Origin of the sequence: Desulfovibrio oxyclinae DSM 11498 (genome assembly GCF_000375485.1) — a bacterium.
Taxonomy (GTDB): domain Bacteria; phylum Desulfobacterota; class Desulfovibrionia; order Desulfovibrionales; family Desulfovibrionaceae; genus Pseudodesulfovibrio; species Pseudodesulfovibrio oxyclinae.
The window spans coordinates 1-17880 of sequence record NZ_AQXE01000017.1 but is presented as its reverse complement, the minus strand read 5'-3'; the positions used below and the strand labels follow the sequence as shown (position 1 = coordinate 17880).

Here is a 17880-nt window from a genome sequence, read left to right as displayed (position 1 = left end):
CGAATGGCAGCCTCCGGCAAACGAACGTTTGACGGATTGCATGAGCCAAATATTTGTGTATGAAGCGGATGGACGCCGTCGGACGCGGGACGCGAGAACGACGCCGCGCCTATTTCTTTATCAAAGGAGACTTCAATGAGTTCACTCGCCATATTGTTCCCCGGTCAGGGCTCGCAGGAAAAAGGCATGGGCCGCGATGCGGCGGAGGCCGTTCCCGAAGCCATGGCCCTGTGGGAGCTTGCCGAAAAGGAATCCGGCCTGCCCCTGCGCACTATCTACTGGGAAGACGAAGACGCGGACATGTCCGACACCCGCGCCCTGCAGCCCGCGCTGACCGTGGTCAACATCTCCCTGTGGCTGGCGCTGAAAGACAAGCTGACTCCCGCCTGCACCGCAGGACACAGCCTCGGCGAATACGCATCCCTCGCCGCTGCGGGCGTGCTCAGCCCGGAGGATGCCGTGCGTGCCGTGACGCTTCGCGGAAAGCTCATGGCGGAATCCGGCGGGGCGGGCCACGGCATGGCCGCCGTGCTCAAGACCCGTATCGGGGATGTAGAGGGCATAGTGGAGCGCGCAGTGGAGCAGACCGGCGCGGAACTTCGCATCGCCAACTATAACTCACCGGCCCAGTTCGTTATCTCCGGTGAAGCCGAGGCCCTTGAGGCTGCGCAGGGCATGATCAAGGAAATCAAGGGTCGTGCGGTGCCCCTGCCGGTATCCGGCGCGTTCCACAGTCCGCTCATTCAGGAAGCCGCCGACGAGTTCGCGCGTTTTCTGGACACCCTGCAATGGAACAGCCCCGCGTTTCCGGTGTATCACAACGCCACCGCTTCCACCGAAAGCGATCCCGAGGTCATTCGCGAGATTATGAAGAAGCAGATGACTTCCTCGGTCCTTTGGATTCAGACCCTCGACGCCATGTGGGGCGACGGTATGCGGGAGTTTGCCGAGATCGGGCCGAAGGGCGTGCTGTTCAAGCTGCTCAAGCCGAACTTCAAGGACCGTGACGAACCGTGGGAAGGCCGCAATATCGACTCGCTCGATGCCGTGTCCTAGCCGACGCCTGATAATACGTACGAGGCCGGAACCGTGGTTCCGGCCTTTTTTCTTGTTGCTCCGGCGGTTCTTCGGGTAAAGCTGGAGACTGGAAACGAAGAGAGAAACGAAAAAAGAGGGACAGTCACATGAGTCTTATTCTGAATCTGATCTGGTTTGTTCTCGGCGGCATCGTCATGGGCATCGGCTGGGTGCTGGCCGGGCTGCTGATGTTCATTTCCATAATAGGGATCCCGTGGGGGCGCGCCTGCTTTACCATCGCGGGCTTCTCGTTCTTTCCCTTCGGCAAGACCATCGTGAATCGCCGTGACCTCACCGGGCGCGAGGATCTCGGAACAAGTCCGGTGGGCTTTGTGGGTAACGTGATCTGGTTCCTCGTGGCGGGAATCTGGTTGGCTGTGGGGCACGTGGCCTCGGCATTGGCCTGCTTCGTGACCATCATCGGCATCCCCTTCGGCTGGCAGCATCTGAAGCTGGCGGCAATATCGCTGGCACCCATAGGCAAGAGCGTGGTGGACGTGCACGTGGCCGAAGAGGTCAACCGCCGCAAGGCCGAGCGCTTCGTGGATTCGTCGAGGCGATAACGCCGCAGGGTCGGGCACTTTTCGTACGGTTTCCCTTGCCTCAGGGTGTTTTCGTGTTTAGATTGTGTCCTCATTGCGGCCCCTTCGGGCCCACGGGAAATCCGGAAACCATGCATTCTACGTATACGGAGGAAGTACAATGACTCCCAACAACTACGTCCAGCAGACCCGCGCCGCGCAGGGTGAGCTCGTCAACACCTTCATGCGGGGCGTCTACGGGTGGATGTGCGCCGGACTGGCACTCACCGCCGGAATTGCCTTCCTGCTGACGCAGAATCAGGCCCTTCTGTCCCTTTTCTTCACCGTTGATCCGGCCACCGGCAACGTGGCGGGGCTGTCCGTGCCCTACATCGTCATGATCGTGGCCGAACTGGGCATCGTTTTCTACCTGTCCGCCCGCGTGGCCAAAATGGCACCGGGAACCGCCACCGGCCTGTTCCTGCTCTACGCAGGGCTCAACGGCATCACCATCACGCCGATTCTGCTGGTGTACACCGGCGCGTCCGTGGCGCAGACCTTCCTGATCTGCGCGGGCATGTTCGGTTCCATGAGCGTCTACGGTCTGGTGACCAAGAAGGACCTGACCAGCTGGGGCAGCTTCCTGTTCATGGGCCTCATCGGCCTGGTGCTGGCCATGGTGGTCAACATGTTCCTGCAGAGCTCGGCCATGAGCTTCGTCATCTCCGGCATCGGCGTCATCCTGTTCCTCGGCCTCACCGCCTATGACACGCAGTCGCTGAAGACCATGGGAGAAACCATGCCCAACGACGCAGCCGCCGTACGCCGTGGATCCATCATGGGCGCCCTGAGGCTGTATCTCGACTTCATCAACCTCTTCCTCATGCTGCTCCAGTTCTTCGGACAGCGCGAGTAACCCGAGTATCCGGGGGCCTTCGGGCCCCCTTTTTTTCTATGTCAACATTCGTGGAAGAACTGCAATATCGATTCGGGCCGTTGCTCAAGCCGCTGGCCTGGTGCAACGCCCGGATCATGGAAACGCGCGAGAATCTATACAGGCGCGGGATGATCAAGCAGTGGCTTCCACCGTCCCCCACGGTCTCGGTGGGCAACATCGGCTGGGGCGGCTCCGGCAAGACCCCGGTGGTGGACTGGCTCCTGCGCTGGGCCGAAAAGCAAAGCCTGCAACCATCGGTGCTCACGCGCGGATATCGCGGCCGTCCCGCATCCTATCCGTTTCAGGTGGGTCCCGGCAGCCTCGTGGAGGAGTCCGGTGACGAGCCGCTCATGCTCGCCCGGCAGCATCCCGAAGCGCACATCGTGGTGGACCCCAATCGCAGTCGCGGCGGCCGATGGCTGTTCGATCACTACCGCCCCGACATGGTTGTGCTCGACGACGGGTTTCAGCACATGGCCGTGCACCGGGATTTCGATCTCGTGCTGCTCAAGCCGTCCGATCTGGTCCAGCACTGGAATAAGGTCATCCCTGCCGGGCCGTGGCGCGAACCCGTGAGCGCACTCTCCCGCGCATCGGCATTTCTGATAAAAACCGAACCCGGTAGTTTCAATAAGGTCTCGGCTCTGGCAAAGTACCGTCTGGAAGCCCTTGGTCGTCCCGTGTTTCTGTTCGGCATCGAGCCAGTCGGCTTCCGGCAGGTGATTACCGGCGAAGCGGCGCCGGACTTCGGGGGCGAGCCGTATCTGCTCGTGTCGGGCGTCGGGGAGCCCAAGCAGGTGCACCGGACCGCCAAACGGTATCTTGGGTACCGCGCGGTGGATCATCTGGCCTTTCCCGATCATCACGCCTTCACCAAGGCGGATGTGGTGGAAATACTGGCGGCCATGCGCCGCAAGGGGGCCAAGGGGGTGCTGTGCACGCCCAAGGACGCAGTGAAGCTCGGCCCAATGTGCACCGAGGAATTTTATACCTTCGACCTCCGCATCGGCTTCGGCCCGTCGCTCACCGAACACGGGGCCACGTTCCCGGTGTGGTGGGATGAACAATGGCAAAGCATCCGCAGAAGCGGGAGGGAGCAGGCCGATGGCGAAACATCGCCCCGGACAGAAGAGGAAAGCCACTCCGGAACTGAATGAGGAAACCGTCCTCAAGGTTTTCAAGCGGGCCAAGAAACCGCTGCCGAGGGCCGAAGTCGTCAGGGCCCTGAATCTCAAGAAAAAAGACAAGGCGCGGGTCAAGGAAATCCTCAAGTCGCTGGTGCGGCAGGGGAAGCTTATCCGCATCCGTCGCGCGTACGGCCTTCCGGGCCCCATGAACATCATCACCGGCACGTTGCAGATGCAGCGCGGCGGTTTCGGCTTCGTCATCCCCGATGACGTGCGGCGTAAGGATATTTTCATAGGCAGCAGGCAGCTCAACGGGGCATGGCACGGCGACAAGGTGGCCGTGAACATCATCCGCGAGCGCACCCGCAAGAACCATGAGGGGCGCGTGGTGCGAGTCATCGAACGCGGCCGCCAGACCCTGCCGGTGCGCGTCTTCAAGCACATGCGCGACAACGAATGGCTTGTGCGCCCCACCGATCCGCTGCTGAACTTCGGCGTATGGTGTCGCAACGAGAAGGGCCTCGAACTGCAGGAAGGGGATGTGGCCATCTGCGACCCCGGCGAGCAGATCGACCCCACTCTCTGGCAGGGCACGTTCATCTCCAAGCTCGGGCAGGAGACGGATTTCAAGGTGCAGGAGGCGCTGGTCAAATCGAACCACACCATCCGCACCCGTTTCCCTTCGGATGTCCGCGACGAGGCGGAGAATCTGCCGCAGGCACCGGCCGAGGACCAGTTTGCGGGCCGGACGGATCTGCGCCATCTGCCGCTGGTGACCATTGACGGCGAGGACGCCAAGGACTTCGACGACGCCGTGGCGGTGGAACGCAAGGACGGCGGCTGGGTGCTCTGGGTGGCCATCGCCGACGTGAGTCATTACGTACGTCCCGGATCCGCGCTGGATCGCGAGGCGCTTGAGCGCGGCAACTCCTATTATTTCCCGCAGTCCGTTGAGCCCATGCTGCCGGAGCGGCTTTCCAACGGTCTCTGCAGCCTGCGCCCCGATGAGGATCGCCTGTGTCTGGCCGTGCGCATGGAGACCGGCCCGGACGGCCAGGTGCGCGGCAATGGTGAACTGTTCAACGCGGTCATGAAGAGCCGTGCCCGGCTGACCTATGGCCGTGTGCAGCGCGCTTTGGACGGCAACGAGGGCGAAAGGCTCGGCCTCGGCGACATCTGGCCCATGCTGGAGCAGGCTGAACAGCTTGCACGCAAAATGCGCAAGCGGCGCATGGATCGCGGCAGCATCGACATGGACATCCCGGAGCCGGAGATCCGCTTCGGCAAGAGCGGGCGCATCACGTCCATTCGTCCTTCCGAGCGGCAGTTCGCGCATATGCTCATCGAGGAATTCATGATCGCGGCCAACGAGGCCGTGGCCCGGACCCTGCGCGACGCGGAGATGCCGTGCATGTACCGCGTTCACCCGCCTGCGGACGAGGACAAGCTGCGCGCCCTGTTCCGGCTCATCGGACAGACCGACCCGGAAGTGCAGCAGCCCAAGGAGATGACGCCGCAGGCCATCGCCGGACTGTTGCAGCACGTGCGCGGGACCGAGCGCGAATTTCTCGTGAGCCGTCTGCTGCTTCGGTCCATGATGCAGGCCGGGTATTCTCCGGACGACGACGGCCATTTCGGCCTTGCCAGCGAGTGTTACTGCCACTTCACGTCGCCTATCCGGCGCTACGCCGACCTCATGGTGCACCGCATCGTGAAGCACAAGCTCGGGGCCGCGCCGGAATACGCACTGCCGGGCCGCAAGAAGCTGGATCGAATCGCCGGGCTCATCAACGGTTGTGAACGCACGGCCATGGACGCCGAGCGCGAGATCGACCGCCGAGCCTCCATCCTGTTCCTCATGGACAAGGTGGGGCAGACCTTCAAGGGACTCATTTCGGGCATTACGGATTACGGATTCCGCGTCGAGCTGCCGGAAGTCATGGCGGACGGCATGGTGCGACTCTCATCGCTCGAAGACGACTACTATACCTACTGGAAGAACCGCGAGTGCCTTGTGGGCGAACGTACGGGGCGTGCTTTCCACATCGGCCAGTCCGTGCAGGTCAGCCTCGATGACGTAAGCCTCGGCAGGCTGGAACTGAGCCTGTCGCTGGCGGACGCTGAGAATGACGCCAAGGACTACAAGGAACTGCTCTAGAAACGCATTGACGTGGTTGTCAATTTGTGATTGACTATTTCTTAGCAACACATTGACAAGGCGAAGCAATGAGCAAACAGTTTGAAGCGTTTTTCGAGCGGCTGAAACAGGCCACGGATATCCGTAACCAGTCGGATCTCGCGCGCGCCCTCGACGTGGGACGTGCCGCGGTCTCGCTGGCCAAGAAGAAGGACCAGGTCCCGTCCCGCTGGGTTCTGGCGTTGTCCATACGGTACGATGTGGATGCCCGCTGGCTTGAGACCGGCGACGGCAGCGCCACGGGCGAGGATGACGAAGCATTCGAGCGCATCCCCAAGGTGCGTGCCAGACTCTCGGCCGGCGGCGGCTCCTTCGAGACCGAAGGGCAGGTTGAGGGGTATTACTCCTTTCGCGCCGACTGGCTGCATTCCCGCGGCAACCCGCGCAAGATGGTGCTCATGGAAGTCGTGGGCAACTCCATGGAGCCGGAGCTCAAGGAAGGCGATCTCGTGCTGCTGGATCAGGACAAGACCGAAATCCTCGCGGGTGGATTGTATGCCGTGGGCGTGGAAGACACAGTGATGGTCAAGCGAGTGGAGCGTCTGCCCCGCACGCTGGTCCTTCACAGTGACAACAAGGATTATTCCCCGGTCAAGCTCACCGGTGAGGAGCTGGACAATGTCCGCGTCATCGGGCGTGTGCTCTGGGTGGCGCGGGAATATATGTAGTTACAGCAGGTCTTCTCGGCTGACGTGCTCAGTGGGCGCGGTCAAGGTAGAGAATAGATGTCCCTCGGGAGTTGTCCCGGGGGACTTTTTGTTGTGGTGTCGTGGTGGTTCCGGCTGGAGACAAGGATGATAGTTACGGAAGCAAGTGGCTCGTGTGGAGATGGTCAGTCGCCTTCGGGAGTTGTCGGTGAGAGATCGATGACGAAGGGGGCTGAATGTGTCGCAGAAATTGTATGAAGATTGCTCGTGGTTTTGGAGAGGTGAGTTCGCTACTTGCTGAAATGCTGAGAAAAATGTCGCTTAAACACATTGTTTGGCTTTTTGTTGATTTAAGATTGACGTTTGTGCCGACGTTGGATAAACAATAAGTCAACAGGTCGTCAACGAGGCATCAAGCGAGGAGCACGTCATGCAGAAAAGATATTGCACCTGCGGCAACCCGGTCCACGTTCAGTACATCAACCGCGGCGCGCGGCGCCGGCTTCTTTTCTGGGCATTCGCCAGAGAAGGCGGAGCCACCACGGCTACCTGTCCTCACTGTCGCAGGACGCTCAATATCAACGAGCTGCGCTAGGCGCGTTTTCCCGCCCGACTCGTGGCGAGTGCGCGGCATTTCATGCCGCGTTTACAGACCTTCCCGACACCGCATGCGAACGTATACGTTCCATAGCGGTCCTTCCTCCCCCTAGTGTAAACGCATCCGGCGCTGCCCCGCCGGGTGCGTTTGTCGTTCTCCAAACGTGAATGCTGCCATGTGGATCCCCCGATTGTTGTTCTTTGAATCGTTTCAGAAGCTCAAGATGTTTGTATGGAGTATGGATCGTTCAGGGAACGTGAAAAGCCCTGAAGGTGGCATGTGCGGAGGGACTCTTGTTAAGGAGATGAAGGGAATATCGGTGGCGGATGTGTCGGTATGAGCTGCGCCTTCGGAAGACCGTCGCAGAAGCGAGGGGCGCTCGACAGTATGCAAGGAGGCATCGTTAAGGCTGGTGGGTGTACTTGAAGTGGCAGTAAGTTCCTTGGAGAAAGGGCGTTGAACGAGAGAAAGCCCCCGTCTCTGCCCGAGACGGGGGCTTCCCCATATCCTCATTCCCGAGGTGAACCTACGCGCAGTCGCATTCGGAAAAGACGATGCGGTCGGTGTACTCGGCCTGTTTGCCCTTGTTCCAGCGCGAAACCGGGCGGTAGTAGCCGACGATGCGCGTGTAGACTTCCGCTTCGGCGCCGCAGTGCGGGCATTCAAAGTGTTCGCCGTGCAGGTAGCCGTGCTCCTTGCATACCGAGAAGGTCGGCGTGATGGAGATGTACGGCATCTTGGTCTTGGAAAAGGCGGTGACGATGAATTTCTTGAGCGAGTCCACGTCCGCCACGGCTTCGCCGAGGTAGGTGTGGAAGACTGTCCCGCCGGTGTACAGGGGCTGCAGCTGGTCCTGATGCTCCAGTGCGAAAAGGACGTCGTCGGAGATGCCCACCGGAAGCGCCGTGGAGTTGGTGTAGTACGGCGTGCCGTTGCCCTGTGTCTGGATGTCGGCGTAGAGCGACTTGTCGATCTTCGCCAGACGGTAGCTGGTGCCTTCGCCCGGAGTTGCTTCAAGGTTGTAGAGGTTGCCGGTTTCTTCCTGATAGTCGGAAGTCAGGCGGCGCAGGTGATTCAGGGCGCGGCGCATAAGGCGAATTCCGGACTCGGTGTTGATGCCCTTGCCGAGCAGGTTCAGGCAGGCTTCGTGTCCGCCGATGACGCCGATGGTGGAGAAATGGCCCTTGTAGCCGTTCTTGAGGTAGCGCTGGGACCACGGGAACATGCCGTTTTGCAGGTTGTCCGTGATGAGCTTGCGTTTGTATTCAAGAGATTCCTTTGCCATGCCCGCGTACTCGGTGATCAGGTCGAGGAAGTCGTCCTCGGAGTTGGCGAGGTATGCCAGCTTGGGCAGGTTCAGGGTGACCACGCCGATGGAGCCGGTAAGGTCGCCGGCACCGAACAGTCCGCCGGTTTTCTTGCGCAGTTCGCGCAGATCCATCTGAAGACGGCAGCACATGGAGCGCACGTCTTCCGGCGAGAGGTCGGAGTTGATGAAGTTCTGGAAGTACGGAACGCCGTACTTGGCGGTGAGCTTCAGCAGCAGTTCGCCGATCTCGGAATCCCACGGGAAATCTTCGGTGATGTTGTAGGTGGGGATCGGGAACGAGAAGATGCGGCCGTGATAGTCGCCGTCGAACATGACTTCGAGGAATGCCTTGTTTATCATCAGCATTTCTTCGCGGTAGTCGTCGTAGACGGTGTCCTGCAGTTCGCCGCCGATGATGACGGCTTCCTTGGCGATGTGCTTCGGCGGCACAAGGTCAAAGGTCAGGTTGGTGAACGGGCTCTGGCCACCCCAGCGCGAAGTGGTGTTCAGGTTGAACACGAACTTCTGCATGGCCTGACGGACCTGATCGTAGCTCAGGCCGTCGTGACGGATGAAGGGAGCAAGATAGGTGTCCACGTTGTTGAACGCCTGGGCACCGGCCCATTCGTTCTGCAGCGTACCGAGGAAATTGTTCATCTGGCCCAGCGCGGTGTCGAAGTGACGGGCGGGGCCGGCGGATGCGCGACCTTCAAGGGAGAAGCCTTCGAGCAGCAGGTCGCGCAGGCTCCAGCCGGCGCAGTAGCCGGCCAGGCCGAAGGAAAGATCGTGTATGTGGAAATAGGCGTGTTCGTGGGCCTGTCTGATTTCCTCGGGATACTTCTCAAGCGCGTAGCGTGCCTGCACGGTTCCGGACAGGTGCAGCATGAGGCCTTGAAAGGAGTGCGTCATGTTGGCGTTCTCGGACACGCGCCAGTCGGCCTTTCCAAGGTAGTCGTCAATGACGTCCTTGATGTCGAGGAAGGCTTCCTTCTGGGAGCGGATGCCGCGACGTTTCTCCCGGTAGAGGATGTACTTGCGGGCCACGTCATATTGGCGCGACTCCATGAGCACGTGCTCGACCATGTTCTGGACGTGCTCCTGCTCGGGGATGTCGCGGTCGGAGAGCTTCTGCTCGACCTTTCCGGCCAGACGCTTTGCCAGCAGGGGGTCCTTGACTCCGCTGGCCTTCAGGGCCTTGAAGATGGCTTCGGCGATGCGGTCGTTAGACCACGTTTCCAACCGGCCGTCTCGTTTCATGATCTGGCTGGGCATTCTCCCTCCTCGGTTCGACGTAATCCTGCAATTTCAGAGAAAAGCCCGAAGGCAGATAGCTTCGGGCGGTCTCGATATCCTCGACGGTGAGCCCCGGAACCTTTGTGAGCCGGAAGTAGAAGGCATCGGGGTTGGCTTCCGCCATGGCGAAAACTTTATCCAGGTTGGCGCGTGCGGCCACTTCGGAAACAGCGTTGCCGGTCAGCTCGGGGTATTTGTGGTACGGCCCTTTCACGTCCACGGCAAAGACATCGGCGAGACCGAAAGAGAGCACGTCTTCGATGATCTCGGGGCGCATGCCGTTGGAGTCCATCTTGATGGGCAGCTTGAACTTGCGAATCTCGTAGAGAAGCTCGCCCAGCGCAGGCACGCAGGTGGGTTCGCCGCCGGTGATGGTGATACCGTCAAGCCAGGCCGCGCGGTTGCGCAGATAGCTCTTGAGCTCTTTCTCGGGCATGACGTGAAGCGAACGCATGTCCCAGGCCAGAGTGCCGTTATGGCAGGTGGGGCAGCGCAGGTTGCAGCCGCCGAGGAAAATGACGGAACAGGGACGCCCGGGCCAGTCGCAGAGGCTGTAGTTCTCGAACCCTCTGACATGGTTCCATACGCTTTGCGGCTGAGTCATCACTTCCGTCCTTGGGGGGCTGTTTCTTGTGGTTTCGGGTCTCTCTCGGTGGGAGACGACAGAGGGTGCAGCGTGAAAAATCAAGGGTCGCGGGCGGCTGCGCCCATCGCTGAAATGTATACTTCAGGATGTGGTTTTTGTACAGGGGGCTTGGCCGGAAAACTCTTCCACATCCCGTCTGTGGGCCGGTTTTTGGCGATCTGAAGATAATGTGCAGGTTGTGGAAAATTTTTCCACAGACTGCACAGAAGAAATAGCGTGGAATTACTTGTCTTTTTTTAGAGTAACTTTAGAAACTTTTTTCGGGGATGATCGAGAGGGTGGTCTTTCGACAGGGCTGGGGTGCCCGTGGAGGTGGCCGACGCGTTCGCGGCGACAGAAAACGTTCTAGCACAGGGGCCTCTGGCTGAAAACATATTTTCGACCAAAATCCACAGGTGAAGATAGGGGAAAATCCCGTTGCAAAAGTTCAAATGCGGGGGATGCCGAGTCTGCCGTGGTTTTGGGGTTTGTCTACGGTTTTAGGCGGGAATTCGGGGTCCACAAAAGGGGTGTGAAAGGCACGTGGTTTGCTAGTTGTCCGGATGGGGAAAAGGAGCACGTGGAGAATTGATTGCCTGATCCGATACAGGTTGACGATCGACGGGAATTGGAGGAAAGGGTTCTTCAAATGATCGTAAGGATAATAAGGAATGCTTAATAATTCATTGCTCGGCGTCTTCAGACGCATCGGAAGCATGGTCGCCCCGAAGGTGACCGATTCCGAAGGTGGAAGGCGATATCAGGTTGCTCCGAGGACCTTGGCTGATCCCGAGCTGATCGTTCGCGGGAATCCCGGGCATGCCGGGCACGACGAACACGGGTTTCGCAACTGCTCCCCCATGGAGCGCGCGGATATGTGCGTGCTCGGCGGTGCCTTGGCATACGGCGCCGGAGTGGGAGCCGAACAGTGCTGGCCCGCCCTGCTGGGCTGGATGACTTCCAAAAAGGTCTATAACGCCGCGCTGCCCGGCTGGGGGCCAATGCAGGCCGCCATGGTTCTCGACCGCCAGCTTGACAGGCAGCCTACCCGCCTTGTGCTCACGCTGAACAGCGGCGATGCTCGCAGGGCTTTTCTCTGCGCCTCGCGGTCGGCACATCCGCTGGCAAGACGCTTCTGGCGACCGGAGTATGAAAGGATAACGCCTTCGGCGCTGCTCTCCAAGGAGATGGCAGCCCGTGCATATACTTTGGAAAAGAAGAGCCGTCCGGGAGCGACCTCAGCCGAGCTTCTGGAAACCCTTTCCGACCGCAACGTGCCCGAGTTCAACCGCTACGAACTCAGGGCTTCAAGGTTCTACCTCAGCGACGGCCTCGCCCGAGCCGTGGTGGCGCCGGAATCGCCTGCGACGTCTGCGGGGCTGGAACTGGTGGCAAAAAGCGTTCGATACATCGCCGAGACCGCGTCCGAGCGAGGTGTTGAAGTGGACGTGGCCCTGATTCCGAGCCGGGAATATCTCGCCTTCCTGCGGATGCACGAGGCGGATGTGCGTTCGCCGGAGTCGCTTCGCGCACTGGGAGAAGCAGAAAACCGGATGCTGTCCGGCATCCGGCAGGCCTGCGAGAATGCCGGGCTGCGTATGCATGACCTGTCCGCACCGCTGGCGCGACGGCTGGGAAGCCGTATCTTTCCGCAGGATTCCCGGGACGGGCACCCGAACCCCAAAGGCTGCCGCATCATCGCCGAAACCGTGAACTATCTGCTCGCCGGAACAGGCCGGAGTTGACTCGCGCCGCGTCAGGCCTTACCTCTGTGCTGTTGAACGCGTTAACGAACCGTCTCAAGGAGTTAAGGGAATGGCTGACACCTGCAGGGAAAACCCCATGAAGGGCATGAATCTGCCCGAGATGAGCTTTACCACTTTCATATATTCGCTGAGTTCCTCAGCCATGGTCGCGCTCGGCGAGGCTCCGGATCCCGGCACCGGGAAGACAGAGTTTCAGCCGCATCTGGCACGGCATACCATCGACGTGCTTGCCATGTTGCAGGATAAGTTCGAGAAAGGGCTCGACGATACCGAGCGCAAATTGCTGTGCGACCTGCTCTACAATCTGCGCATGAGCTACGTGAACAAGGCGGGAGAGTAGAATGAAGGGAACCATCGCAGCCGGGCTCGTCGGAGTGACCGGTTACGCAGGCATGGAGCTGGCGCGGCTCATGACGTCGCACCCCTCCATGGAGCTGGTGCGCGTGACATCGCGCGCAGAAGCCGGAAAAAAACTGTCCGACCTCTATCCGTTTCTTCAGGGGCTCGGCCCCGGCGAACTCGAAGTCACGGAGCCGGACCCGCGCGATCTGGCCACGTCCTGCGACGTGGTTTTTCTGGCCGTGCCGCACAAGGCCGCCATGGAAATCGCCGCGGTGCTGCTGGAAGAAGGCGTCAAGGTCGTGGACCTTTCGGCCGACTTTCGCCTGCGCGACCGCTGTACCTACGAGCAGTGGTACGATGTTCCCCACACACGCCCCGAGCTGCTGGAGCAGGCGGTCTACGGTCTGCCCGAACTCTACGCGGACCGCATCCCGCTGGCGAACCTCATCGCCAACCCCGGCTGCTACCCCACGGCTTCCGTCCTCGGACTGGCTCCGGCGTTGAAGAACGGACTTGTGGAGACCGACGGCGTGATCATCGACGCCAAATCCGGCGCATCCGGGGCAGGACGTGGCGCCAAGGTGCCCAACCTTTTCTGTGAAGTGCACGACTCCTTCCGCGCCTACGGCCTGCCGAAGCATCGCCACACGCCGGAAATCGAACAGGAGGCCGGGCTGTTGGCGGGCACGGACATGGTGCTCTCCTTCAACACCCACCTGCTGCCCATCGATCGCGGTATCCTCGCCACCATCTATACTTCCCTGAAGGACGGCGTGACCATGGAAGCCGTGCGCGAGGCCTACGAAAGCTTTTATGCCGACAAGCCGTACGTGCGGGTGCTGCCCGAAGGCAAATTCCCGGAAACCCGGTTCGTGCGCGGGACCATGTTCTGCGACATCGGGCTGGTGACCGACCCTCGCACCGGACGCCTGATCATTCTTTCCGCCATCGACAATCTTTGTCGCGGAGCATCCGGTCAGGCGTTGGCCAACGCCAACCTCATGTGCGGGCTGGATATTTCTCTGGGCCTGCCCACAGCGCCGCTCATGCCCTGACCCGAAAGGGCTTGACTTCCGCTTTTTGCTGGTGCAGAGCGGCCTCGCGGGACACGTCCCGCAGCCCAACCGGTGCATCTCCGATCCGTCCGGAGAGGGAGGACAGACAATGACCACGTTCGACCTTCATTTCCACGCCAATGTGCATGGCCTGAAGCGCAGCTCCAAGGCCCGGCGCATGCTCAGGCACGTGGAATTTCTGAAGTCGCATCCGCTGGATCATCTGGCCTCCACCGAGCATTCCTACAAGAATCCCCTCGAAGCCTACCAGCGTCTTGCAGACAGCACGGCGCAGCTGCCGGTGAACATCATCCCCGGCGTGGAATCCGTTTCCTCGGAAGGCATCGACGTGATTTTTCTCTACCGCACCGAGGACGACCTGCGCCGCGCGTTGGACGAGACACCCAGTTTCCGCTGGTCCGTACGAGACGTGAAGTCCATCCGCCGAAACACCGGCGGCCTTTGCGTCATCCCGCATCCGTTCCACATCAGCAAGACCGCCGCAGGCAGCAACCTTTCCAGACGCTCCTACAAGTTGCTGCTGAACAACGCGGATTACATCGAAGTGCACAACGGCTCGGCCCTGCATCTCGACCGACGTCTGAAACGCAGCTGCACCAAGCCGCTCTTCCCCCGTACGCTGGAAAAGATGCGCTGGACGCTGGACCTGCCCATGTCCCAGCGCGGCCGAAATCTCGGCTGGGCCATCGGCTCGGACGCCCATTTTCCGGGCGAGCAGTACGTGGTGGGCAAGACCCGGCTTGATCCCCGCTCCGGCGAGGATGCGTTCGACTTCCTGAGCCGCCGTCTTCAGCTGGAACAGACCCCGCTCATGCCCATGGGGCAGACCAACATGGCCCATAATTACAGCCTCGTACGCGCCGGAGTGAGCACCCTCATGGAAGGCGCGCTCAAGAGGCTGCGCCGCCTGCACGACAACGCCTCCGACATTCCCGCACCAGACTTTGCGCTCCCCCCTCTTATTTAGTAAGGGGGAAAAAATGGACTACTTCAATCCGCAGGAGCAATCCTGGCGGCACACCTTCGAAAGCCTGCGCGACAGGGTCTTCGGACCGCTCGTCGTAGTGATGGCGAGAAACGGCGTGCAGCCGAATCAAGTGACGCTGGCCGGAGTCGTGTCGCTGCTAGGAGCCTGCATCTTTTCGCCGGAACACGCCTGGACGGCGACGGCGCTCATGGCCTTGTACGTCCTGTGCGACGGCATGGACGGTCCGCTTGCGCGGCGAACGGGACATGTACACCCCGGTGGCGCGCTCATGGATATCGTGGCCGACCAACTGGGCGTCGCTCTGCTCCCGGCTGCGGCGATCCATCACTTCGGCGCATGGGGACCGGGCATGGTCCTGTTCGCCAGCTTCTACCTCGTGTTCATCGCCCTTGTAGTCTATGCCAATCGAACAGGTGTTCGGCTTCGGGTTTTCCTGCGCCTGAAGTACGCCTTCTTTCTTCTGTATCTCGCATCCCTGCACCTGAACCGGGACCTTGTCTCGGTCCCGTGTACGATCTTCGCCCTTTACTACTTTGTCGAGGTGCAGAACGTGCTGCTGCGAATCCATCGCCATCACGAAAAAGCGGGCCCGGAATAAGCTCCCGGACCCGCACTGTTGCGATATGTGCTGACGCCGCTGTGGGTCAGGCTGTGAAGTCCTGATACCAACGCACAAGACTTATGAGCACCAGAAGTGCGCCCTCGCGACGGTTGATGCGCCACCCCGTGCGCAGCATCACCAACACCAGAGCCACCATGCCCACCAGCACCATAAGCGAAGACTGCGCCTCGTTCGACACCGCCAGCGGTCGCAGCAGGGCGGTAAGGCCCAGGACACCGGCAAAATTGAAGAAGTCGCTGCCGATCAGGTTGCCGAGCATCATGTTGCTTTTGCCCTTCACGGAGGCCGCGAGGCAGGTGACCATCTCGGGAAGCGAAGTCCCCGCAGCCACGACCGTAACGCCGATCACCCATGTGGAGACACCCAGCGCCAGCGCAATGCCGGTGGCAGCCTCGACCATGAAGTGTCCGCCCACGGCGATGGAAAGAAAGCCGCCGAGCAGCAGGGGGTAGTCGTACCACTGGGCCGCGCGCTCAGGCAGTTCGTCCAGCTCGTCTTCGCCCGGAGACTCCTTGCGCACACCCAGATACACAAGATATCCCACGAGCAGGGCTACCAAGGCGGCACCGAACGTACGGCTCATCATGCCGGTGAAGGATACGGCGTAGATCGCCACCGTGGTCAGGAAAAGGAGCATGCCGTCGCGGTAGACGATGCGCTTGTTGGATGTCAGCGGCTTGATCATGGCCATGATGCCAAGAATGAAGCCGAGGTTGAATATGTTCGATCCGACCACGTTGGACAGGGAAATGGCTTCCTCGCCCTGAAACGCCGCGTTCAGCGTCACCAGAAATTCCGGCGCCGATGTGCCGAAGGCGACGACCGTCAGTCCGATCACGAGTTCGGAAATGCCCCACTTGCGGGCAATGAGAGAAGCTGAAGTCACGATCCAGTTGGCGCCGAACCAGAGCATGGCGGCAGCCAGAAGGAATTCTAGAATATATAGTGTCATCGCTGTGAAAATGCCATGACCGGCCGCCTGTGGCAACCGGATTCGGCAGTTATTGGGCTTCCTCGGCCTGCTTGCGCTCATCCTTCCATGGCTTGACCTCGTCCGGTGAAGGCTCGGCCCAGCCAAGGGGGGTCACACGCGAAGGAATCACGCGAAGTTCCTCCACATGATCCCCGGATGCCGCACTGACGGTCACCGGCTCGCCGGTCTCCTCAAAATGTCTACGGGCCTTGGTGGAGTACGATGCGGTGAACGCCGCGGCATCCCGCACGTCTTCGGCAGAAGGGTGCCCGTCGTCGGTGGGCCGCAGAATGGCCACCGGTCCGGGAAAGCCCACCGTACGCAACAGGATGTCCCCGTCACCCACCAGCTTTTCCAGCCGATTATTGTCAGCCTTTTTGCGCCCCATCGCCAGCCACAACGGACCGGCCCAGCACTGACGCCCGGTCTGGGAAAGCCGGAAATCCGCAGGAGTCGGCAGAGCCTTTGCCTGCATCAACCTAATGAAGCGAGCAGAAGACTCGGACTCCGCCAGAACGCAACCGCCGGCAGGCGAAGGAATCTTCGTGAACCCGTAATGCTCCGCCAGCTCAAGCTGCGGCTTGCGCGAACGCCCCTTGAATCCGAGCAGCCGCTCACGGTCCACCAATCCTTCTTTCTCGACCACCGTCTCCTTCATGCTCTTGGCACAAAGCGGACGCAGCAGCCGGTCCTGAACCCCGGCTTCATTGAGAATCGTCGAAAGCGCATCGCGACGCTGCGACATTGGCCGCTGCCCGATCACCTCGCCGGAAACAAGGAACTTTGCCCCATGCTCATCCAACAGCGCGGCAGCCTTGCGCAACATTATGATTTTGCAGTCCACACAAGGATTCAGCCATTTGCCGAACCCATGCGCCGGGCCGTCAACCATCATGCGCACATAATCCTTGGATATATCAATATTGATTGACTCAATGCCATATTCCGAGAGCCACTCGTCCTGCAACCACGGCTTGCCGAAAAACGGCGTCGTAAAATGAAGCCCGAGAATGTCGAGCCCCTGATCCTGAAGCACCTTGATCGCCAGAAGCGAGTCCAGCCCGCCGGAAAGCAGAGCCAGTCCGTCATATCGTTTTGTCATGCGCGGACCCTTACCCGAGCTTTTCCATGCTGGCAAGGTCCAGATTGCTGCCGTGGAGATGCCTCCGGCCGCTCTCCGAGGGCCCTCCGGGGGCTTAAGAACCCTTTTGCAAAAGGGTTCTTAAGAATCTCCCAAAAACATTTGTGTTGCCAAGCCGCACTTGGCTTTCCGAAAGCTAAGGTGCGGAGGCGGCTTGGCGTATATGCCGGCGGCGGTTTTTAGTGGTGAGGGATATAGCAGCCTAAGCAGTTCCAAGCTGTTCGACCAAAACGCACAGAACCATAAATCCCCGTCAGCGGGGTTGCAGCCAGAACGCGAATTGTGCGGTCGCATGAACCCGGCAGCTGCAACGCCGCTGACAACTCAGGGATTCCAAAGGGGGCCCGCCCCTTTGGTCCGCCTGAAGGGCCCGCCGGAGGCATTGCTGTTTGCATCAGTTGCAGGTTTCGGCCTGTTGGCCGACCTTCTTTTTTGCTTGCGCAGAAAAAAGAAGGCAAAAACTGCGCTTTTGGGGGGCGCCGCCGCTCTCGGCGAGAGGCTCTATGGCGCGGTCACTGCTCCGGGTGAAACGTTTGTGGATACAAACACCACCCGGACCTGCGTGACCGGCCAAAAGAGCCTCTAGGCCTCGATCGGCATTGTTGCGGTACTTGGTTGGCGGGATTCGATGCTCTGTTGGG

At 60.4% G+C, this 17880-nt stretch carries 17 protein-coding genes; 13 read left to right on the top strand and 4 right to left on the bottom strand.

Translation table 11 applies throughout. The features are described 5' to 3' along the window. Positions 1-135 precede the first annotated feature (135 nt). The 7 genes from B149_RS0115045 to B149_RS18600 all read left to right on the top strand — a co-directional run bounded on the left by B149_RS0115045 (position 136) and on the right by B149_RS18600 (position 7101). Positions 136-1056 (top strand): ACP S-malonyltransferase, encoded by a 921-nt coding sequence (locus B149_RS0115045; protein ID WP_018125998.1) that lies wholly within the window; start codon positions 136-138, stop codon positions 1054-1056. A 128-nt stretch (positions 1057-1184) separates the two neighbouring features. Further along, positions 1185-1640, top strand: a complete 456-nt coding sequence (locus tag B149_RS0115040; protein WP_018125997.1) for a YccF domain-containing protein — start codon at positions 1185-1187, stop codon at positions 1638-1640. Between the two features lie 139 nt (positions 1641-1779). Further along, complete coding sequence (locus tag B149_RS0115035; protein ID WP_018125996.1) at positions 1780-2514, top strand: Bax inhibitor-1/YccA family protein; 735 nt, start codon at positions 1780-1782, stop codon at positions 2512-2514. A gap of 50 nt (positions 2515-2564) precedes the next feature. Next, positions 2565-3692, top strand: a complete 1128-nt coding sequence (gene lpxK, locus B149_RS0115030; protein WP_245533229.1) for a tetraacyldisaccharide 4'-kinase — start codon at positions 2565-2567, stop codon at positions 3690-3692. Then, complete coding sequence (rnr, locus tag B149_RS0115025; protein ID WP_018125994.1) at positions 3640-5820, top strand: ribonuclease R; 2181 nt, start codon at positions 3640-3642, stop codon at positions 5818-5820. The genes lpxK and rnr overlap by 53 nt, the downstream gene beginning before the upstream one ends. A 68-nt stretch (positions 5821-5888) precedes the next feature. Then, a complete protein-coding gene (locus tag B149_RS0115020; protein WP_018125993.1) occupies positions 5889-6527 on the top strand; it encodes a LexA family transcriptional regulator in 639 nt (212 codons plus the stop codon). 409 nt (positions 6528-6936) lie between these two features. Continuing rightward, the gene (locus B149_RS18600) at positions 6937-7101 is read left to right on the top strand and encodes a hypothetical protein (RefSeq protein ID WP_018125992.1); all 165 of its coding nucleotides are present in this window, start codon (positions 6937-6939) and stop codon (positions 7099-7101) included. Positions 7102-7630: 529 nt separating this feature from the next. Here the strand turns inward: B149_RS18600 and B149_RS0115010 are convergent. Both B149_RS0115010 and B149_RS0115005 read right to left on the bottom strand, forming a co-directional pair. After that, positions 7631-9685, bottom strand: coding sequence for a ribonucleoside triphosphate reductase (locus B149_RS0115010; protein WP_018125991.1), 2055 nt, complete (start codon positions 9683-9685; stop codon positions 7631-7633). Continuing rightward, complete coding sequence (locus tag B149_RS0115005; RefSeq protein WP_018125990.1) at positions 9636-10310, bottom strand: anaerobic ribonucleoside-triphosphate reductase activating protein; 675 nt, start codon at positions 10308-10310, stop codon at positions 9636-9638. The genes B149_RS0115010 and B149_RS0115005 overlap by 50 nt, the downstream gene beginning before the upstream one ends. A 692-nt stretch (positions 10311-11002) precedes the next feature. Here B149_RS0115005 and B149_RS0115000 point away from each other — a divergent pair. The 5 genes from B149_RS0115000 (at position 11003) to B149_RS0114980 (ending at position 15101) form a co-directional block, all read left to right on the top strand. Continuing rightward, positions 11003-12076: an SGNH/GDSL hydrolase family protein gene (locus B149_RS0115000; RefSeq protein ID WP_018125989.1), complete on the top strand. Its 1074-nt coding sequence runs from the start codon at positions 11003-11005 to the stop codon at positions 12074-12076. Between the two features lie 70 nt (positions 12077-12146). Further along, on the top strand, positions 12147-12437 hold the full coding sequence (locus B149_RS0114995; protein WP_018125988.1) for a DUF1844 domain-containing protein: 291 nt from the start codon (positions 12147-12149) through the stop codon (positions 12435-12437). Position 12438: 1 nt separating this feature from the next. Beyond that, positions 12439-13494: an N-acetyl-gamma-glutamyl-phosphate reductase gene (gene argC / locus B149_RS0114990; RefSeq protein ID WP_018125987.1), complete on the top strand. Its 1056-nt coding sequence runs from the start codon at positions 12439-12441 to the stop codon at positions 13492-13494. 109 nt (positions 13495-13603) lie between these two features. Continuing rightward, entirely contained in the window at positions 13604-14482 is an 879-nt protein-coding gene (locus tag B149_RS0114985; protein ID WP_018125986.1) for a PHP domain-containing protein, read from the top strand. A gap of 13 nt (positions 14483-14495) precedes the next feature. Further along, positions 14496-15101: a CDP-alcohol phosphatidyltransferase family protein gene (locus B149_RS0114980; RefSeq protein ID WP_018125985.1), complete on the top strand. Its 606-nt coding sequence runs from the start codon at positions 14496-14498 to the stop codon at positions 15099-15101. Between the two features lie 46 nt (positions 15102-15147). On the opposite strand, the gene B149_RS0114975 is transcribed toward B149_RS0114980, so the two are convergent. Beyond that, on the bottom strand, positions 15148-16077 hold the full coding sequence (locus B149_RS0114975) for a calcium/sodium antiporter (protein WP_026167653.1): 930 nt from the start codon (positions 16075-16077) through the stop codon (positions 15148-15150). A 49-nt stretch (positions 16078-16126) separates the two neighbouring features. Continuing rightward, entirely contained in the window at positions 16127-17200 is a 1074-nt protein-coding gene (locus tag B149_RS0114970; protein WP_018125983.1) for a DUF814 domain-containing protein, read from the bottom strand. A 193-nt stretch (positions 17201-17393) separates the two neighbouring features. Here B149_RS0114970 and B149_RS18890 point away from each other — a divergent pair, with 193 nt between their 5' ends. After that, complete coding sequence (locus tag B149_RS18890; RefSeq protein WP_245533228.1) at positions 17394-17825, top strand: hypothetical protein; 432 nt, start codon at positions 17394-17396, stop codon at positions 17823-17825. Positions 17826-17880: the final 55 nt, after the last annotated feature.